The 16,579-nt window shown below is 65.7% G+C and carries 15 protein-coding genes; 10 read left to right on the top strand and 5 right to left on the bottom strand.

Annotated elements, in window-relative coordinates; all coding sequences use genetic code 11:
* Positions 1-123 precede the first annotated feature (123 nt).
* The 3 genes from M1E01_RS13535 to M1E01_RS13525 all read right to left on the bottom strand — a co-directional run bounded on the left by M1E01_RS13535 (position 124) and on the right by M1E01_RS13525 (position 3,753).
* The gene (locus M1E01_RS13535; protein WP_457972090.1) at positions 124-1,809 is read right to left on the bottom strand and encodes a DUF885 domain-containing protein; all 1,686 of its coding nucleotides are present in this window, start codon (positions 1,807-1,809) and stop codon (positions 124-126) included.
* Positions 1,810-1,873: 64 nt separating this feature from the next.
* Entirely contained in the window at positions 1,874-2,080 is a 207-nt protein-coding gene (locus M1E01_RS13530; protein WP_457974968.1) for an acyl-CoA carboxylase subunit epsilon, read from the bottom strand.
* Between the two features lie 89 nt (positions 2,081-2,169).
* Positions 2,170-3,753, bottom strand: coding sequence for an acyl-CoA carboxylase subunit beta (locus tag M1E01_RS13525; protein WP_457972089.1), 1,584 nt, complete (start codon positions 3,751-3,753; stop codon positions 2,170-2,172).
* 248 nt (positions 3,754-4,001) lie between these two features.
* Between M1E01_RS13525 and M1E01_RS13520 the strand changes: the two genes are divergently transcribed.
* The 10 genes from M1E01_RS13520 to M1E01_RS13475 all read left to right on the top strand — a co-directional run bounded on the left by M1E01_RS13520 (position 4,002) and on the right by M1E01_RS13475 (position 13,883).
* The gene (locus tag M1E01_RS13520; protein WP_457972088.1) at positions 4,002-4,925 is read left to right on the top strand and encodes an SDR family oxidoreductase; all 924 of its coding nucleotides are present in this window, start codon (positions 4,002-4,004) and stop codon (positions 4,923-4,925) included.
* A gap of 68 nt (positions 4,926-4,993) precedes the next feature.
* Entirely contained in the window at positions 4,994-5,992 is a 999-nt protein-coding gene (locus tag M1E01_RS13515; protein WP_457972087.1) for a biotin--[acetyl-CoA-carboxylase] ligase, read from the top strand.
* Positions 5,985-6,584, top strand: a complete 600-nt coding sequence (locus tag M1E01_RS13510) for a PH domain-containing protein (RefSeq protein ID WP_457972086.1) — start codon at positions 5,985-5,987, stop codon at positions 6,582-6,584. Before M1E01_RS13515 ends, M1E01_RS13510 begins: the two co-directional genes overlap by 8 nt.
* On the top strand, positions 6,574-7,704 hold the full coding sequence (locus M1E01_RS13505; RefSeq protein WP_457972085.1) for an adenylate/guanylate cyclase domain-containing protein: 1,131 nt from the start codon (positions 6,574-6,576) through the stop codon (positions 7,702-7,704). The genes M1E01_RS13510 and M1E01_RS13505 overlap by 11 nt, the downstream gene beginning before the upstream one ends.
* 204 nt (positions 7,705-7,908) lie before the next feature.
* Entirely contained in the window at positions 7,909-8,769 is an 861-nt protein-coding gene (locus tag M1E01_RS13500; protein WP_457972084.1) for a PP2C family protein-serine/threonine phosphatase, read from the top strand.
* A 185-nt stretch (positions 8,770-8,954) separates the two neighbouring features.
* On the top strand, positions 8,955-9,623 hold the full coding sequence (locus tag M1E01_RS13495) for a hypothetical protein (RefSeq protein ID WP_457972083.1): 669 nt from the start codon (positions 8,955-8,957) through the stop codon (positions 9,621-9,623).
* A 132-nt stretch (positions 9,624-9,755) separates the two neighbouring features.
* Positions 9,756-11,996 carry an NAD-dependent DNA ligase LigA gene (gene ligA, locus M1E01_RS13490; RefSeq protein WP_457972082.1) on the top strand — a complete coding sequence of 747 codons (2,241 nt, stop codon included), beginning with the start codon at positions 9,756-9,758 and terminating at the stop codon, positions 11,994-11,996.
* The gene (locus M1E01_RS13485) at positions 11,993-12,808 is read left to right on the top strand and encodes an inositol monophosphatase family protein (protein ID WP_457972081.1); all 816 of its coding nucleotides are present in this window, start codon (positions 11,993-11,995) and stop codon (positions 12,806-12,808) included. Before ligA ends, M1E01_RS13485 begins: the two co-directional genes overlap by 4 nt.
* Before the next feature lie 80 nt (positions 12,809-12,888).
* Positions 12,889-13,392, top strand: coding sequence for a GNAT family N-acetyltransferase (locus tag M1E01_RS13480; RefSeq protein WP_457972080.1), 504 nt, complete (start codon positions 12,889-12,891; stop codon positions 13,390-13,392).
* Between the two features lie 107 nt (positions 13,393-13,499).
* Entirely contained in the window at positions 13,500-13,883 is a 384-nt protein-coding gene (locus tag M1E01_RS13475) for a RidA family protein (RefSeq protein WP_457972079.1), read from the top strand.
* Positions 13,884-13,994: 111 nt separating this feature from the next.
* Here the strand turns inward: M1E01_RS13475 and M1E01_RS13470 are convergent, their stop codons facing one another.
* Both M1E01_RS13470 and M1E01_RS13465 read right to left on the bottom strand, forming a co-directional pair.
* On the bottom strand, positions 13,995-14,657 hold the full coding sequence (locus tag M1E01_RS13470) for a response regulator (RefSeq protein ID WP_457972078.1): 663 nt from the start codon (positions 14,655-14,657) through the stop codon (positions 13,995-13,997).
* Between the two features lie 25 nt (positions 14,658-14,682).
* Positions 14,683-16,395, bottom strand: coding sequence for an ATP-binding protein (locus tag M1E01_RS13465; RefSeq protein ID WP_457972077.1), 1,713 nt, complete (start codon positions 16,393-16,395; stop codon positions 14,683-14,685).
* Between the last annotated feature and the right edge of the window lie 184 nt (positions 16,396-16,579).

Below are 16,579 nucleotides of genomic sequence, written 5' to 3'. Positions count from 1 at the left end.
TCTGACAGTTGAAATGCCCGGAAATCCGGCACGAAATCAATGTTTTATGAAGTTATTCCTGGAACGGCTGTGGGGAAGATCTCCCATGGCCGCCCGATTTTTGGCGGTCTCAATCAGCGGCGGCTAGCCGAGCATGGCGCGCTTGAGGGTGTCCAGTCCTACGGAGCCGATGTTCAGTGCCTTCGTGTGGAACGCCTTGAGATCGAAGCCGGGGCGGGCTTCAAGTTCGGTTCGGATCTGTTCCCACAGCCGCTGGCCCACCTTGTAGGAGGGTGCCTGCCCCGGCCACCCGAGGTAGCGCGCAAATTCGAACTGCAGGTTGCCTTCGCTGATGTCAAGGTTCGCCTTCAGGAACTCGAAGCCCTTCTCCGGCGTCCACGGTCCAGAGCCCCACTGCCCGGGTATGTCGAGCTCAAGGTGGACCCCGATGTCGAAGACCACCCGCGCGGCCCGCATCCGCTGCATGTCCAGCATGCCCATGTGATCGCCCGGATCCTTGAGGTAGCCAAGCTCCTCCATCAGCTTTTCGGCGTACAGCGCCCATCCCTCGCCGTGCCCTGAAGTCCAGCAGACGTTACGGCGCCAGCTGTTGAGGAGTTCGCGCCGGTACACGGCAGTGGCCACCTGCAGGTGGTGTCCCGGAACGCCTTCGTGGAACACAGTGGTGGTTTCAGCCCACGTGGTGAACGTGTCCTCGCCGGCAGGCACGGACCACCACATGCGCCCGGGGCGGCTGAAGTCGTCGGTCGGGCCGGTGTAGTAGATGCCCCCCTCATCGGTCGGAGCGATGAGGCATTCGAGCGTCTTCATGACGTCGGGGATGTCAAAATGGACACCGGAAAGCTCGGTGATCGCCCGGTCTGAGAGCTCCTGCATCCATGCCTTCAAGGCATCCTTACCCTTGAGCTGGCGCGCCGGATCGTTGTTAAGGATCTGCTTGGCCTCGGCAACCGAGGCGCCCGGCCGGATTTCATTGGCTACGGCCTCCTGGGCGGCGATGATCCGCTCGAGTTCCCCGATGCCCCACGCGTACGTTTCTTCGAGGTCCACAGCGGCCCCGAGGAAGCCGCGGGACGCGAGTGCGTACCGTTCCCGTCCCACCGCATCCTTTGCTGGCGCAGCCGGCAGCAGTTCATCCCTGAGGAACGCAGCAAGCTCTGCGTACGCGCCCCGGGCAGCGGCAGCACCGGCGTCGAGCTTCTCCTGAAGCGCGGCAGGCAGCGGCCCGTCACCTGCCGTCGCGCCGGCGGCAAGGTTTGCGAAGAAGCCGTCTTCTGCGGCGTACTTACTGGCCTGCTCCATGACGATGGCGACTTGGCGGGCAGCGGAAACACGCCCTGCATCCTTGGCTGCGCGCAACGATTCGACGTAGCCCCGGATTGCACCGGGAACATTGGCGGCGCGGCCGGCGATGTTCTCCCAGTGCTCCTCCGTGTCCGAGGGCATGAGGTCGAAGATGGACCTGATGTTCTGGGCGGGAGATTCTATATTGTTGAGCTCGGCCTCGTCCCAGCCCGATGCGTGAAACTCCAACTGCAGGCCAAGGCGCTCACGCATCGCGTCAAGGGTGACGGCGTCAACGTCGTCCACCGGGTCCAGTCCGTCGAGGGCAGCCAGGGTTTCCCGTGCGGCGGCCGCAAACTCCTCGACGCCGGCCGGTGAGAAGTCCTGGAGCTCCGTGTCGTGTCCGGGCACGCCCAGGATGGTGGCAAAGCTCGGGTTGAGCCGGACCAAGGTGTCCGTGTAGGCCTCGGCGACGGTATCAATGGCAGTCCGGGGGCGCCCTGGCGCTGTGGTTTCACTAGTCACTCCACGAGACTAACGGCGCAAATCCAGTTACGAAAGACTTACTGAATTTTTGGCGGCGGCTTCGTCAGCCGCGGCTCCGCTTCCATGCGCCAGGGCCGGGCGTGGGGGCCAGCCGCAGCTGCTGCCGCCGCACCCAGTGGCGCACGCTGGGCTTGCCGGCCTCAACAGTCTCGCCCGGTCCAAGGGAAAGCACGACGGCGGTCAGCGCCGCCAGCTCTTCCGGCGTGGGATTCCCTTTGACGACGGAGAACAGCGGCGCTTCCGCCGGCACAAGGGTTGCGGCCGGCTCAGCTTCTGCCGGCTCAGCGGTCCCGGCGGGCTCACGGGTTTCAGCGCGCCGAACCAATGGCTTTTTCGCGTTCACAGCGGGATGTTCCCGTGCTTCTTGGTCGGAAGGCTGGCGCGCTTGTCGCGGAGCGCGCGAAGCCCCTTGATGATTTGGACCCGTGTCTCCGAGGGTGCGATGACTACGTCAACATAGCCCAGTTCAGCAGCCTGGTAAGGGTTGAGCAGTTCTTCCTCATACTGGCGGATGACCTCGGCGCGCTTGGCTTCGACGTCACCGCCTGCTTCGGCAACGGCAGCGAGATCACGGCGGTAGAGGATGTTGACGGCGCCCTGCGCGCCCATGACGCCGATCTGAGCGGTGGGCCAGGCCAGGTTGAGGTCCGCCCCGAGCTTCTTGGAGCCCATGACGATGTAAGCCCCGCCGTACGCCTTCCGCGTGATGACCGTCAGCTTCGGCACCGTAGCCTCGGCGTACGCGTACAGGAGTTTGGCGCCGCGTCGGATGATGCCCTGGAACTCCTGGTCCTTCCCGGGGAGGAAGCCGGGAACGTCCACCAGGGTGATGATGGGAATGTTGAAGGCATCGCAGTGCCGCACGAAGCGTGCCGCTTTCTCGGACGCCGAGATGTCCAGGGTGCCCGCGAACTGCATGGGCTGGTTGGCCACGATGCCCACGGTGTGGCCCTCAACGCGGCCGTATCCGATGATCACGTTGGGTGCGTACAGGGACTGCATCTCAAGGAAGTGTGCGTCGTCGACGACCTGTTCGATGACCTTGCGCATGTCGTACGGCTGGTTGGCGGAGTCCGGGATCAGCACGTCCAGGGCGAGGTCGTCGTCGTCGAGCTCCAGCTCCTGCAGGTGCTCCAGGACGGGTGCTTCCGACAGGTTGTTGGAGGGAAGGAAGTCCAGCAGTTCCCGGACGAACTCGATCGCGTCGGCTTCATCCGAGGCCAAATAAGTGGATGTGCCGGTGGTGGCGTTGTGCTGCCGGGCGCCGCCGAGAGTCTCCATGTCCACGTCTTCACCGGTGACGGTCTTGATGACGTCTGGCCCGGTAATGAACATGTGGGAGGTCTTATCCACCATCACCACGTAGTCGGTGAGGGCGGGGGAGTAGGCGGCGCCGCCGGCGCAGGGGCCCATGATCAGGGAGATCTGTGGGACGACGCCCGAAGCGTGGACGTTGTTCCGAAAGATGTCGGCGAACATGGCCAGGGACGCCACGCCTTCCTGGATGCGGGCGCCGCCGCCGTCGTTGATGCCCACCACCGGGCATCCGTTGCGCAGTGCGAACTCCTGGACCTTGACGATTTTTTCGCCGTTGACCTGGCTGAGCGACCCACCGTAAACGCTGAAGTCCTGGCTGTAGAGCGCCACCAGGCGCCCGTCGACGGTGCCGTAGCCGGACACCACACCGTCGCCGAGCGGCTTCTTCTTCTCCATCCCGAAGGCCGTGGACCGGTGCACGGCCAATGCATCGAACTCCACGAAAGAGCCGGCGTCCACCAGGAGGTCGATGCGTTCGCGGGCAGTGTTTTTTCCGCGGGCATGCTGTTTTTCAATGGCTTCAGGACCTGAGGGCTGCTCTGCGCTGGCCTGGCGGTCGCGGAAATCGGCAATCTTTCCCGCCGTCGTGGTCAGATCGTGGCTCATGAAGTGTCTCTCCGGCTCTGTAGCTGTTGTGCTGTAGCTGTTGCTTGCTGCAGCAGCATGACGCGGGGCTCCTCAAGCGGTGGTCGATGGCTGCATTAAGTAGCTTCCGCACAAATCAAAGGCCCTGATGGCTAGTCTAGTGACGCATTTTCCGGGCGCTGCTGTAGGGATCCTACAATTTTCGACGGCAGCGTCGGCAGTGGCAGCTAAGTTACCCGTTGGTAACGTAGGCGGGCTAGAGTGTCCGTATGACCTCGAGCAATGACGCTTCGCTGCCCACCGCCGCGCCGTACCAGGCCACCGGTTCACTGCGGGGCCGGACGATCCTGATGTCCGGCGGCAGCCGCGGCATCGGTCTTGCCATCGCACTGCGGGCAGCCGGCGACGGAGCGAATATCGTCCTGCTGGCTAAGACCGGCCAGCCCCATCCAAAGCTTCCGGGAACAGTGTTTTCCGCCGCCGAGGAGCTGGACGCTGCCGGCGGGCACTCGCTTCCTCTCGTGGGTGATGTCCGCAAGGACGACGACGTGGCGCGCGCGGTGGGTGCCGCCGTCGAACGTTTTGGCGGGATTGACATCGTCATCAACAACGCCTCGGCCATCGACCTTTCCCGCACCGACGACGTCGACATGAAGCGCTACGACCTCATGCAGGACATCAACGTCCGGGGCACCTTCCTGCTGTCCAAGCTGGCGCTGCCCGCACTCCGCACGTCGTCCGGAGGCCAGATCCTTACCCTGTCACCGCCGCTGAACCTGGATCCGAAGTGGGCCGGCAGGCACCTGGCCTACACCATGGCCAAGTACGGGATGAGCCTGACCACTCTGGGCCTGGCGGAGGAGCTCAGGACCGACGGCATTAGCGTCAACTCCCTGTGGCCGTGCACCCTGATTGACACCGCGGCCATCCGCAACTTGCCCGGGGGCACGCCGAAGGTCCAGGCGGCCCGAAGCCCGAGGATCATGGCCGACGCAGCCCATGCCGTGCTCACGGGAGCCAATCTGAGCAATGACACTAAACCCGGCAATGGCACTGATCCCAGCAATCGCATTGAAAGGTCCGGAAACTTCTACACGGATGAAGAAGTGCTGGCGGCGGCGGGTGTGGCCGATTTTAGGCCCTACAGCCTCGGCGCCGCCGAGGACGAACTGGAACCTGACATCTTCCTCTGATTCCTTTAGGTCAACCCGCTATCGACGGAATCCGCCGGACAGGTGCGGCAACTGGATAGGATTCAGATATGGATGCCGCACGCCCTGACGAAAGCCCGGAAGTACGCCCGAACGGATTGAACGGACGCCCGGAGCACCCTCGCAATAACGGCGAAGAACTGCACCGGGAAGAACTGCACCGACAGACGCTGGACCGTGAGGCGCTGTCCGGCGCCGAGTTCCTGTCCGCCTACGGCATCCCACAGCTAACCGTAGTAGACGTCACCGGCTCCACCAATGCAGACCTCCTGCGTGCCGTCACCACCGAGCCGAAGGCGTGGCCGGACCTCTCGGTCCTGGCAGCCGAGCACCAGACGGCCGCCCGTGGCAGGCTGGACCGTGTCTGGGAGGCGCCGGAGCGCAGCTCTGTCCTGGTGTCGATCGTCCTGCGCCCGGTCAACGCGGACGGCAGGCCGTTGCCGACCCAGACCTACTCCTGGCTCTCGCTCCTGGCCGCCCTCGCGCTCCGTGAAGCCCTGCTGGAGACAGCCGGGCTGCCGGCCGAGCTCAAGTGGCCGAACGATGTCCTGGTGCGCGGCCGGAAAATCGCCGGCATCCTGGCCCAGCTTGGACCAATGGGAGACGGAACCGTCCCGCCGGTCATCCTCGGTACCGGACTGAACGTGACGCTGACCGAGTCTGAACTGCCCGTTCCCACCGCCACCTCGGTGTTGCTGGAGGGAGCCCGGACGGTGGACCGCACGGCACTGCTAAAGAGTTATCTGTCGAAGTTCTGCACGCTGTACCGCAGCTTCTGCAATGCAGACGGCGACCCGACGGCGGGGCTCGCCGGCGGCCCTTCACTGCACAAGCGTGTGGAGGCGGCCATGGTGACCCTGGGGCAGCAGGTCCGCGCCCATCTGCCCGGCGACCATGAAATCACCGGGCACGCCACCCGGCTGGATGACTCCGGCTCCCTGCTGGTCGTGGACGCCTCGGCCCACGAGCACGCCGTGACGGCGGGGGACGTAATCCACCTGCGTCCCTGGTCTGCGCCGGAGGAGCGTGCGGAAAGCGGTAATGCGTAAAGACCTCTTGCCCGGGGAGCAGGTCATCGTCATGACCCGCCCGCAGCCCAGGGCGCTGGTTCTGCCGGCCGTGGTGTTTGTCCTGGCACCTGCCCTGGCCGCATTCGCCAGTGCCTGGATCATCCGCGGCGGCGTGCGGAGCGTGTATCCGGACATTCCGGCCGGCTGGACCAACTGGCTTGTGGCGGGCTGCGTGCTGGCCGCTCTCTGGGTGCTCCTCAGTTACTGTCTGCCGCGGTTGCTGCGGTGGCAGTCCACACGGTACTTCCTCACCAACTGCAGAATCCTGGCCCGTTACGGCACGATGCGCCGGCGTGACCGGCAGGTGTTCCTGGCCTCCGTGCGTAATGTCACTGTCACCCAGACGATGCTCCAGCGGATGTTGCGTTCCGGGACTATATCCTTGGATGCCGGGCACCAGTTCAGCACCGTGTTGCGGGACGTGCCCGAAGTCGCCACTTTCCACAGGTTTGTGCTGGACGCTCTCAGTGAGCTTCCAAGGGATGAGTTTTATGAGCGGGGCCAGGCGCCGGACGGCCCGGACGCGGGGTTCTGGCGGGATGTGAGAGAAGGTGGGAGAGATGAACGATGAGGATCAGCGCATGAGCCAGGAGTCGGGTGCCGCTGAGGCGGAGGGTCCCGTCGTCAGTGCTCCTTCCACCGGCACCCTGTCTGCCGACCGGATCGCCATCAAAGCCCTTGAAACCAGGCTGCTCGGCGGTGAGCGCAAGCTGCGCCGCCGTGAGGTGGCTGCAGGAGCCGGCTTGTCGCTGCTGTCGGCACGGAAGCTGTGGCGCGCCTTGGGTTTCCCCAACCTCGGTGACGAGGAAGTCGCCTTTACCGAGCGGGACCAGGCGGCGCTGAACACCGCCGTCGACCTCGTCCGCACCGGGAAACTTACTGAAGAGGCCGCAATATCGGTGACCCGGGCCATCGGCCAGATGACGGACCGCATGGTGGTCTGGCAGATCGAGGCGCTCGTGGAGGACATGGTCCACGAGCAGGGTGTCACCGACGCCATGGCCCGGAAGCGCCTCGTGAACGAACTTCCCGCTCTGGTGGATCCGCTTGAAGAGATGCTCGTGTACTCGTGGCGGCGGCAGCTGAACGCGGCCGTGCACCGGCTTGCCGTCCGTGCCGAAGCCGGGTTGCAGGCCAGCGAAGAAGGCCGGGAAGGGGACGAGGACGACGCTCCGCTTCCCCTGGCCCGTGCCGTCGGCTTCGCCGACCTGGTCTCCTACACGAGCCTTTCCCGCCGAATGAATGAAAAGACCCTCGCCAAGCTGGTGCAGCGGTTTGAAAACAAATGCGCCGAAATCATCTCCGTCGGTGGTGGGCGGCTGGTGAAGACCGTTGGCGACGAAGTGCTCTACATCGCTGAAACCCCGGCCGCGGGCGCCGAAATTTCGCTGGCTTTGGCCGAGGCATTCACACAGGATGAAATTCTCCCGGAAGCGCGCGTGGCTATGGTGTGGGGACGGATCCTGTCAAGGCTGGGTGACATTTACGGACCCACCGTCAACCTCGCCGCGCGCCTGACCACGCTCGCGGACCCCGGAACGGTGCTGATCGATTCCATGACCGCCGCAGCCCTGGACCAGGACGAGCGCTTTGTGCTGATTCCCCAGGAAGCGGAGAATGTCCGTGGCTTCGGTGAGATCCAGCCGGTCATTCTCGCCCGCGGCCAGGGCAAGGGGCTCGTGCTGGACTAGTGGCGGACGCCCTGCGCGTCGCGGCAAGTTACCGCAACTCTGGCGGGGCGGCGGCGAACCCGCAGGGTTTCGCGGTAGCATCCCGGTAGGCGGGGGCCGGGGGGAAAGGAACCGCGATGGGAGCCAGCTGCACGGTGTTCCCACATGTGTCACCCCCGGAACCGCCGTTCATTGTAAGCACCGGACCTTCGATGTAGGACAGGCATGGACTCACAGCAGGCGGCCAGCACTGAAAGGGCCGGGAGCACGTCGGGCCTCACACTTAGCTGGGGTTACGGAACGGACCGCGGTCTGCGCCGCGAGCTCAACGAGGACTCCTTCATCGCCACTGAGCCCGTGTTTGCGGTGGCCGACGGGATGGGAGGTCATGAAGCCGGGGAAGTGGCAAGCGGCATGTGCGTGCGTGCCCTGGCGCAGCTGCCCCAGCTCGCCACCCGGGAGCGCACGGCCACGGCTTCGCAGATTCAGCATTATCTCGACGTCGCCGACGAGTCGATTCGTACCGCCACCGACTCGCGGGCAGGCACCACGCTTACCGGCGTCGTCGTGGTGGAACAGATGGGCATTGACTACTGGCTGGTGCTGAACATCGGGGATTCGCGGACCTACCGGGTGAACCAAGGCCGGCTGACGCAGGTCAGTGTGGACCATTCCGAAGTGCAGGAACTGGTGGACACCGGGGAGATCACCGCTGAGCAGGCCAGCGTGCACCCCCGGCGTCATGTGGTGACGCGTGCGCTGGGCGCGGGCGATGAGACGGAAGCAGATTACTGGCTGCTTCCAATCGAAGAGGGCGACCGGATGATGGTGTGCTCGGACGGTCTCAACGGTGAAGTAAGTGACGAGCAGATCCTCGATATCCTCAGCACCGTCGCCGACCCGCAGGAAGCCGTGGACGAGCTGATCCAGGCCGCGCTGCGAGGCGGCGGGCGGGACAACATCACAGTGATCGTCGTTGACGCGCGGAACGTCGTCAACGGGGATGCCCAGTCCACCACGGCGGAAAAGGCGCTTGCCGCGCCTGAGGATGAGGACACCCTCCCGCTTCCGCAGCAGCCCAAGTAGCCGGGGCAGCGAGGACAGCTCCGGCGGCCCTGGGCAGTTGCCTCCGGAGACGACAAATTCCTGCGCAACGCGCTGCCGCCGGAAAACCGGCAAGGAGGGATTTGGTGATTGGGGGGAGCGTATAGGAAGATGCCCGGGATAAACCCACTGCGGGAGAGCCCTGCGCGCCCAGCAAAGGTAACGACATGATCCGACCGACCCGCCTGCGGACCCTTGTGCTGCCAGGACTGGCAGCCTCCGTGCTGGCACTCACCGCCTCCGTTGCGTCCGGCAGCGTGCTGCATGCCACCGAATGCCTGCCGGAACAGTGCCCCACCACGCCACCAGCCACTGCGGCACCCGCTCCGAGCACACCCGCGCCCGCACGTACAACGTCGCCGGCCGCACCGGCTCCAGCCCCTGCACCGGCCTCTGCGCCAGCGCCTGCTCCACCGCAAGCTCCGGCGCCTGCACCCGCGCCCGCCCCTGCTCCTGCCAAACCCAAGCCAGCGCCGCCGGCGCCCGTGCCCGCCCGGGGACCGGTGGCCACCGCAGCGGTTCCACCCCGGGCAGCGCCAGCTGCCGGCGGTCCTGCAGCGCCTGTGGCTCCTGCCGTCGCCGTGCCCGTCGCCACCCCTTCAAGCTCACCGAGCACCGGCGCGGCCACGTTCAGCGCGCCGGCCGACTCCAGCTGGACCACACCTATCGAAGCTAGTGCCGAAGCGACGCAGGCGGCGGTCGTCAGCGCAGAGGACAATGGGCCGGGTATGGGGATTTTCGGCCTCTTCGCCCTTATGGGAGGAGTTCTGCTGGTGGGCCTTGGCGGACTCGCTTTCGCATTCTGGAGCCGGAACCGCCTCGCCTCGCACTGGTAACGGCATCTGACCACGATGTTCCCGGGCAACACGGGGCATCGGCAAAATGTCGTGGCGGTAGGGCAAGATAGGTCTGTGAGCACAGCATCAGGTTCCACAGCATCAGGTTCCACGGCAACCGGTTCCGGAGACATGGCATTATCCGGAACCGACCAGCTCGAGCCGGAAGCGATTCCGTCCGAGTCAGTTCGGGACGAGTACCAGAACCTGGTGGACCTTGTCAGGAAGTACCGGTTCGCCTACTACCAGGAAGACCAGCCGCTCGTCTCCGATGCCGAGTTCGATACCCTGTTCCGCAGGCTTGAGGAGCTTGAAGCCCTCCACCCCGAGCTCGTGTCCAACGACTCACCCACCCAGGAGGTGGGTGGGGAAGTGTCGGCGGCCTTTGCCGCCGTCGAGCATCTGCAGCGGATGTACAGCCTCGAGGACGTATTTTCCCTGGAGGAGCTGGCAGCCTGGATTGCCAAGGCAGAGGCGTCAATCGCAAAAATCGGAAACCCGCAGGCGGCGTGGCTTACCGAGCTGAAGATCGACGGACTGGCCGTCAATTTGCTCTATCGGGACGGCAAGCTGGTCCGGGCTGCCACCCGTGGGGACGGCACCACCGGTGAGGACATCACGCACAACGTGCTCACCATCAAGGAAATCCCGCAGCAGCTCACCGGAACCGGATTCCCGGCCGAGATGGAGGTCCGCGGCGAGGTTTTCATTCCCTCCAAGGCCTTTGCTGAGTTCAACGAGGCCCTGACTGAGGCAGGCAAGGCGCCGCTCGCCAACCCCCGGAACGCCGCCGCGGGTTCCATCCGGCAGAAGGATCCGGCTGAGACGGCAAAGCGCCCGCTGAAAATGTTCGTCCACGGCATCGGTGCCCGCGACGGGCTTCCGAGTGCAAGCCAGTCCGAAACGTACAAGAAGCTGGCGGAGTGGGGGCTGCCGGTCAGCCCGTACGTCGAAGTCCTGGGCAGCCTGTCCGAGATCCTGGAATTCATCGCCAAGTACGGGGACAAGCGCCACAGCCTGCTTCACGAAATTGACGGCATCGTGGTGAAGGTGGACGACTTCGCCACCCAGCGCGCACTGGGCTTCACCACCCGTGTTCCCCGCTGGGCGGTGGCCTACAAGTATCCGCCCGAAGAAGTGCACACCAAGCTGAGGGATATTGCGGTCAATGTCGGGCGGACCGGACGCGTCACACCGTTTGGCATCATGGAGCCGGTTAAGGTCGCAGGCTCCACCGTGGAAATGGCCACCCTGCACAACCAGGAGGTGGTCAAGGCCAAGGGCGTGAAGATCGGCGACATCGTGATCCTGCGCAAGGCCGGGGACGTGATCCCCGAAATCGTGGGGCCGGTGCTGGCGCTGCGGGACCAACAGGATCCGCCGGTCCGTGACTTCGTCATGCCCACCGAGTGCCCTTCCTGCGGGACACCGCTCGCCCCGGCCAAGGAGGGCGACGTCGATATCCGCTGCCCCAACGCCCGTTCCTGTCCGTCACAGCTTCGTGAACGGGTCTTCCACCTCGCCGGCCGCGGCGCCTTCGATATTGAAGCACTCGGCTGGGAAGCGGCCATCGCCCTCACCCAGCCCGCGGAGCCTGAGGTTCCTCCGCTCACCACCGAAGCCGCCCTTTTTGACCTGACGCCCGAGGATCTCGCCCCGGTGAAGATGCGGCGCGAGAAGCGGGCCAAGGGCGTTGGCACGGGGGAGTACGAGCTGGTGCCGTATTTCTACAGCAAAGGCACTGCGAAGACGCCGTCCAAGCCCACGGCAACTACGGAGAAGCTCTTCAGGGAACTGGAGAAGGCCAAGACCCAGCCTCTGTGGCGCGTCCTGGTGGCGCTATCGATCCGGCACGTCGGACCCCGGGCGTCGCGCGCCCTCGCCAACCACTTCGGCACTATGGACGCCATCCGGCAGGCGTCGGAGGAAGAGCTCGCGGGAGTTGACGGCGTCGGTCCCACGATCGCTGCCGCGCTCAAGGAATGGTTTGCCGAAGACTGGCATGTTGAGATCATCGACCGCTGGGCTGCTGCCGGAGTGCGCATGGAGGATGAACGGGACGAATCCACGCCGCGCACCCTCGAGGGCCTGAGCGTCGTTGTCACGGGGACGCTGGAGGGCTTCAGCCGTGATGAAGCCAAGGAAGCTATCCTCATCCGTGGGGGTAAGGCGGCCGGATCAGTATCCAAGAAAACCAGCTACCTGGTGGCCGGTGAGAACGCGGGCACCAAGCTGGACAAGGCAGAACAACTGGGGGTTTCTGTCCTCGATGAGGACGGGTTCCGGGAGTTGCTGGCCAAAGGACCGGCTGCATTTGAGGGCGACGGCCTGGGCCATGGCGAGGCGAACGGCGACAGGGACGGCGTCGAATGAGCCAGGACGTGAACGAGCTGCTTCAGGTGGCGAAGGCGGCGGCTGCCGCCGGCGCTGCTGTCCTCTCCACACGCGAGGACTCAGACCTGGCCGACGTCAGCAACAAGAGCGCCGCAGGCGACTGGGTCACTGCCTTCGACGTGGCCGCCGAGAACGCCGTCCGGAACTGCATCCTCGCCGCCCGTCCGCAGGACACCATCACCGGCGAGGAACACGGAACCACCCGTGCCGAAGTTCCCAGCGGGCTGCGCTGGTCCATTGATCCGCTGGACGGCACCACCAACTTCATCCGCAATATCGTCTACTACGCGACCTCCGTAGCCGTTGCCGATTCCGGCGGTGTCTGGCTGGCCGGCGTCGTCAGCGCTCCGGCATTGGGGCGGGTGTATTACGCCGCACGGGGCCAGGGCGCCTGGCTGGAACAGAACGGAAAGCTGGTCCAGCTCACCGGCCCGGTCTCCGGACGCACGGGTCAGATCCTTGCCACGGGGTTCAGCTACGACCCCGAGGTGCGGGCGGAGCAAGCAGCGGCGCTGGGCGGCTTCATGGACGGTTTCGCGGATATGCGCCGCCTCGGTTCCGCGGCCCTGGACCTCTGCCTGGTCGCTGACGGCACCCACGATGCCTTCGGCGAGCGGGGCCTGAACGAGCACGATTTTTCTGCCGGGGCCTTGATCGCCGAGGAGGCGGGCTGCTGGGTCCGCCGGCCCCGGCTGACCAGTCCGCTCGACGGCGGTCCGTCCGACGAGGAGCGCCTCGCCGCCTGGACCTGCGCCGGCACACTCGAGATGTCCGGAAAATTCCCGCTCTAGCACTGCGGCGGCCTGATAGATCAATCACGGAAACCCCTGTTTCGCAAGGAGCACGGGAGCACGGGCCCTACCATTGACAGGTGCAGCCGCAGATTACCGTCCGTCCCGCCGTCCCCGCTGATTTTGAGGAGATAGCCCGGATCACCCGTGATTCCTATCTGGCGGCGGGGTACTTCGACAGCGCAGACCACCCCTACATGCAGCAGATTCAGGACGTGGCCAAACGGGCGGCGCAGGCAACCGTCTGGGTGGCCGAGCGCGGGGGACGGACCGTCGGCTCGGTGACGCTGGCAGTCGCCGGCGAGCCGTATGCCGACATTGCCCTTGAGGACGAGCTGGAATTTCGGATGCTGGTGGTGGACCCGGCAGTCCAGCGCAGCGGCGCGGGCCGGGCGATGGTCGAGGCGATCATCGATCACGCCAAATCGCTGCACGGCATCCAGGGCGTCGCGCTGACCACCGGAACGACGTGGGAAAGCGCCCGTGGTCTGTACCGGACGACAGGTTTCCGGCGGGCACCCCAGCGTGACTGGTTCGTGCCCGGCACCGACATAAAGCTGCTGGTTTTCCGTCTCGACGTGTAGCTGCCGGCAGCCGGAATGAGCGGATAGAGTGGTGCCGACTCATTTCCCCGGCCCCGCTTCCACCTGCGTATATGCATCGTGCCGCGCGGCCCCAGTGAAAGGCGCCCATGCGCAAGACTTTCGGCACCGGTTCCGTCTGGGAACAGACCCTCGGGTACTCCCGCGCGGTGCAGGTGGATAACACGCTGTACATCTCTGCCACGTCCTCCAGCGGCGAGAACGGTATTGTCGGCAGCGACTTCTATGAGCAGACCAAGTACATCCTGCAGAAGCTGGAAAAGGTTCTCGCCGACGCGGGGTTCAGCCTCGACGACGTTGTGCAGTCCAAGCTGTACCTGACGGACATCAGCAAGTGGGAGGACGCCGGACGCGCCCATGGCGAGGTCTTCGGCGAGATCCGTCCCACCTTGTCTTTGGTGCACGTGCTCCCGTTCCTGGACCCGGACATGCTCGTGGAAATCGAGCTAGTTGCCCAAAAGAGCGCCGGCTAGCGGAGCCGAAGCCCGCCCAGCAGAGCGCGAACGGACACTTGAGGCCCTCGGAGTGAGGGCCTGAAGTGTCCGTTCGCGCTGGAAGGGCGGGGCTCAAGTGTCCGTTCGCGCTTAGGCGGGGGGGAGGCCGTAGCGGTGTTCCGGGCGGCCCGTGGTGCCGTAGCGGAGCTGGATCTCGACGGCGCCGTCGTCCGCCAGCGACGAAAGGTACCGCTGGGCTGTGGCCCGGGAGACACCCACACGCCCTGCGACGTCGGCAGCGGAATACTGCTCGCCCGGCTCCAGTGACTCCAGCACTGCCGCTTCAGTGGCCGAGCGCGGCCGGGACGACGGCGCGACGTCGCCCGGTATCAGTGCCCGCTTGGCCCGTTCCACGGTGTCCTGGTCCAGGGCGCCCGGCTGGGACAGGATCCGCCGGTACCGGGCATAGGACCGAAGCTGCTGGGAAAGGGATTCGGACGTGAACGGCTTCAGCAGGTAGCCAAGGGCCCCGCGGCGGAAGGCCGTCCGCAACGAGGCGGCGTCGGATGCCGCACTCAGGATCATGGTGTCAACGTCCAGCTGGTGCAGGAGATCCAGGCCGGAGGCGTCCGGCAGATACACGTCCAGCAGCACGAGGTCGGGGCGCAGGCTGTGGATGGACTGCAGCGCCAGTGACGCTGAACCGGCCGGAGGCAACGCGAGAAACCCTGCCACCGAGTCAACGTACGCCGCGTGGAGTTTGGCGACGTGGAAATCGTCATCCACAATCAGAACCCGGTAATCCTCAGGCATCCTCATCCTTCCGTCCGATTTTCACTCAGTCTTTGCGCGTGTTCGTGGTGCCAGGCAGCGTCGCCATGAACACCGCCCCGGGCCCGCCCCTGGTTCCCGGATCCAGCACCCTGACGTCTCCGCCGCGGCGGCGCGCCAGCTGTCGTGCGAGAGCCAGGCCCAGGCCCTGCCCGCCGCCGGCACGCACCGGGGCTGCCGCCGTCGTAAATCCCTCCGCGAACACGGCTTCCGGATCAGCGCCCGCCGGCAGCCCGTCGCCGGAATCACCCACCACGATATGCAGCGTGCCACCGCTGGCGGCCGGCTCGTCCAGCAGTTCAACCTCCACCCACCGCTCGACAGCGGAGCCTGACACTGCGGCGTTGACCGCGTTGTCGATCAGGTTGCCCAGCACCGTGGTGACGTCCTGCGGCTCGGTCACCTGGCCCCGGACCAGGGTTTCCGGGCCGATCCGGAGCGCCACGCCGCGTTCATCAGCCTCCACGCCCTTAGCCCCGACGAACGCCTGCAGGTAGGGATCCTGGAGGAGCTCGGCCTGCTCCACGGGGAATTTCAGCGGACCGGTGGCCGCCAGCCGTTCGAGGTATTCGCGGGCCTGCTGGTGCTGGTCGATGCTCATGAAGCCGGCGATCGTGTGCAGCTGGTTGGCAAACTCGTGCCGCTGCGCCCGGAGCGCCGTGGACATCGTACCCACCGCATCGAGCTGGCGGGTGAGCTGCTGCAGTTCAGTACGGTCCCGCAGCATGACCACCCAGCCAAGGTCTTCCTGGCCATGCAGTGCCTTGCGGGCGCTCGCCACCAGGACGCGGCTGCCGGCGATGAGCTCCACCGCTTCGCCTTCCCGGGCAGCGGGGTGGGTGAGGGTTTTGAGCTGCGCCGGCACCGGGGCGGCGGACCACAGCGAACCGGTCAGGTCGGACTGGCCGAGAAGCCGCTGGGCGGCGGCATTAAACACGCTGACACGGCCGTCGGCCGAGACGCCGATGACGCCTTCGTCCACGCCTTCCAGCACCGCCACCTGGTCGTGGACCAGGGAGCTGATTTCCTCGGGCTCCAAGCCCAAGGTGAGGCGCTGCAGCCGGCGCCGGAGCAGAAACGACGCCATGACGCCGGCAACCAACGATCCAGCTGCGGTCATCGCGATCGGCACGATGTCGCGGGACAGGCTCTGCCCGATCGTTTCAGTGGAATAGCCCACGCTGACTTCGCCAACTACGGGACGGGCGCGGGAACCGGAAGCGGAACCTGCGGCGGTATCCGGAGCAAACACCGGAACCTTGGCACCGGCCGACGGTCCGAGCGTCCCAGTATTCCGGGTGGTCACCTCCCGCCCGGCCAGCGCCTCGGAGGGATCGGTGCTCACCCGTTCTCCGAGCCGGTCCGCCTCGGGGTGGGCCAGCCGAAGTCCTTTTTCATCCGTGATCACCACGAACAGGGCCCCGGTGCGTGCCCGCGCACCTTCCGCCGCCGCCATCAGCGGACCGTTGAGCAGCACCTCGCGCGGGGGAGTGCCTTCCTGCCGGCTGATCCCGGCGACGTCGGCGCGTACGGAGGGATCGGAGGCTACCGTCCGGGCTAGCGTCAGCGCCTGGTTCTCGGCTTCGCGGCCCAGCCGTTCAAAGGTCAACCACGCATGCACCGCTGCGCTGAGAAGCACGACCAGGAGCACCACTCCCAGCTGCAGCAGCAGCGTCTGCGTGGAGAACCTCAGCGGCAGGCGCCGGGATGCCGCGGTCATGGCGCTCCTCCTCGAGTGGCTGGGGTGGTGAACAGCTGATGAACGGCTGGGGCGGGGCACAAACCGGCTGTGAGCAGAATGCGCAAAATGCTCCCAATAAGCAGTATGCCAATCAATTGAGCCAAAGGCACTGCCGTGACCCGGGCCACTCTAACGTCTGTAGTACGCATCACACCGGGGTGGT

The sequence above is a fragment of the Arthrobacter sp. D1-17 genome (genome assembly GCF_054130535.1).
The sequence above is the reverse complement of the archived record's forward strand: the minus strand, read 5'-3'. Positions and strand labels throughout refer to the sequence as shown.

Excerpts from the sequence above, each read along its gene's own strand:
- M1E01_RS13485 (WP_457972081.1), top strand. The coding sequence starts at position 11,993 with ATGAGCCAGGACGTGAACGAGCTGCTTCAGGTGGCGAAGGCGGCGGCT.
- ligA (WP_457972082.1), top strand. The coding sequence starts at position 9,756 with ATGGCATTATCCGGAACCGACCAGCTCGAGCCGGAAGCGATTCCGTCC.
- M1E01_RS13520 (WP_457972088.1), top strand. The coding sequence starts at position 4,002 with ATGACCTCGAGCAATGACGCTTCGCTGCCCACCGCCGCGCCGTACCAG.
- M1E01_RS13525 (WP_457972089.1), bottom strand. The coding sequence starts at position 3,753 with ATGAGCCACGATCTGACCACGACGGCGGGAAAGATTGCCGATTTCCGC.
- M1E01_RS13470 (WP_457972078.1), bottom strand. The coding sequence starts at position 14,657 with ATGCCTGAGGATTACCGGGTTCTGATTGTGGATGACGATTTCCACGTC.
- M1E01_RS13475 (WP_457972079.1), top strand. The coding sequence starts at position 13,500 with ATGCGCAAGACTTTCGGCACCGGTTCCGTCTGGGAACAGACCCTCGGG.
- M1E01_RS13515 (WP_457972087.1), top strand. The coding sequence starts at position 4,994 with ATGGATGCCGCACGCCCTGACGAAAGCCCGGAAGTACGCCCGAACGGA.
- M1E01_RS13465 (WP_457972077.1), bottom strand. The coding sequence starts at position 16,395 with ATGACCGCGGCATCCCGGCGCCTGCCGCTGAGGTTCTCCACGCAGACG.
- M1E01_RS13505 (WP_457972085.1), top strand. The coding sequence starts at position 6,574 with ATGAACGATGAGGATCAGCGCATGAGCCAGGAGTCGGGTGCCGCTGAG.
- M1E01_RS13495 (WP_457972083.1), top strand. The coding sequence starts at position 8,955 with ATGATCCGACCGACCCGCCTGCGGACCCTTGTGCTGCCAGGACTGGCA.
- M1E01_RS13510 (WP_457972086.1), top strand. The coding sequence starts at position 5,985 with ATGCGTAAAGACCTCTTGCCCGGGGAGCAGGTCATCGTCATGACCCGC.
- M1E01_RS13500 (WP_457972084.1), top strand. The coding sequence starts at position 7,909 with ATGGACTCACAGCAGGCGGCCAGCACTGAAAGGGCCGGGAGCACGTCG.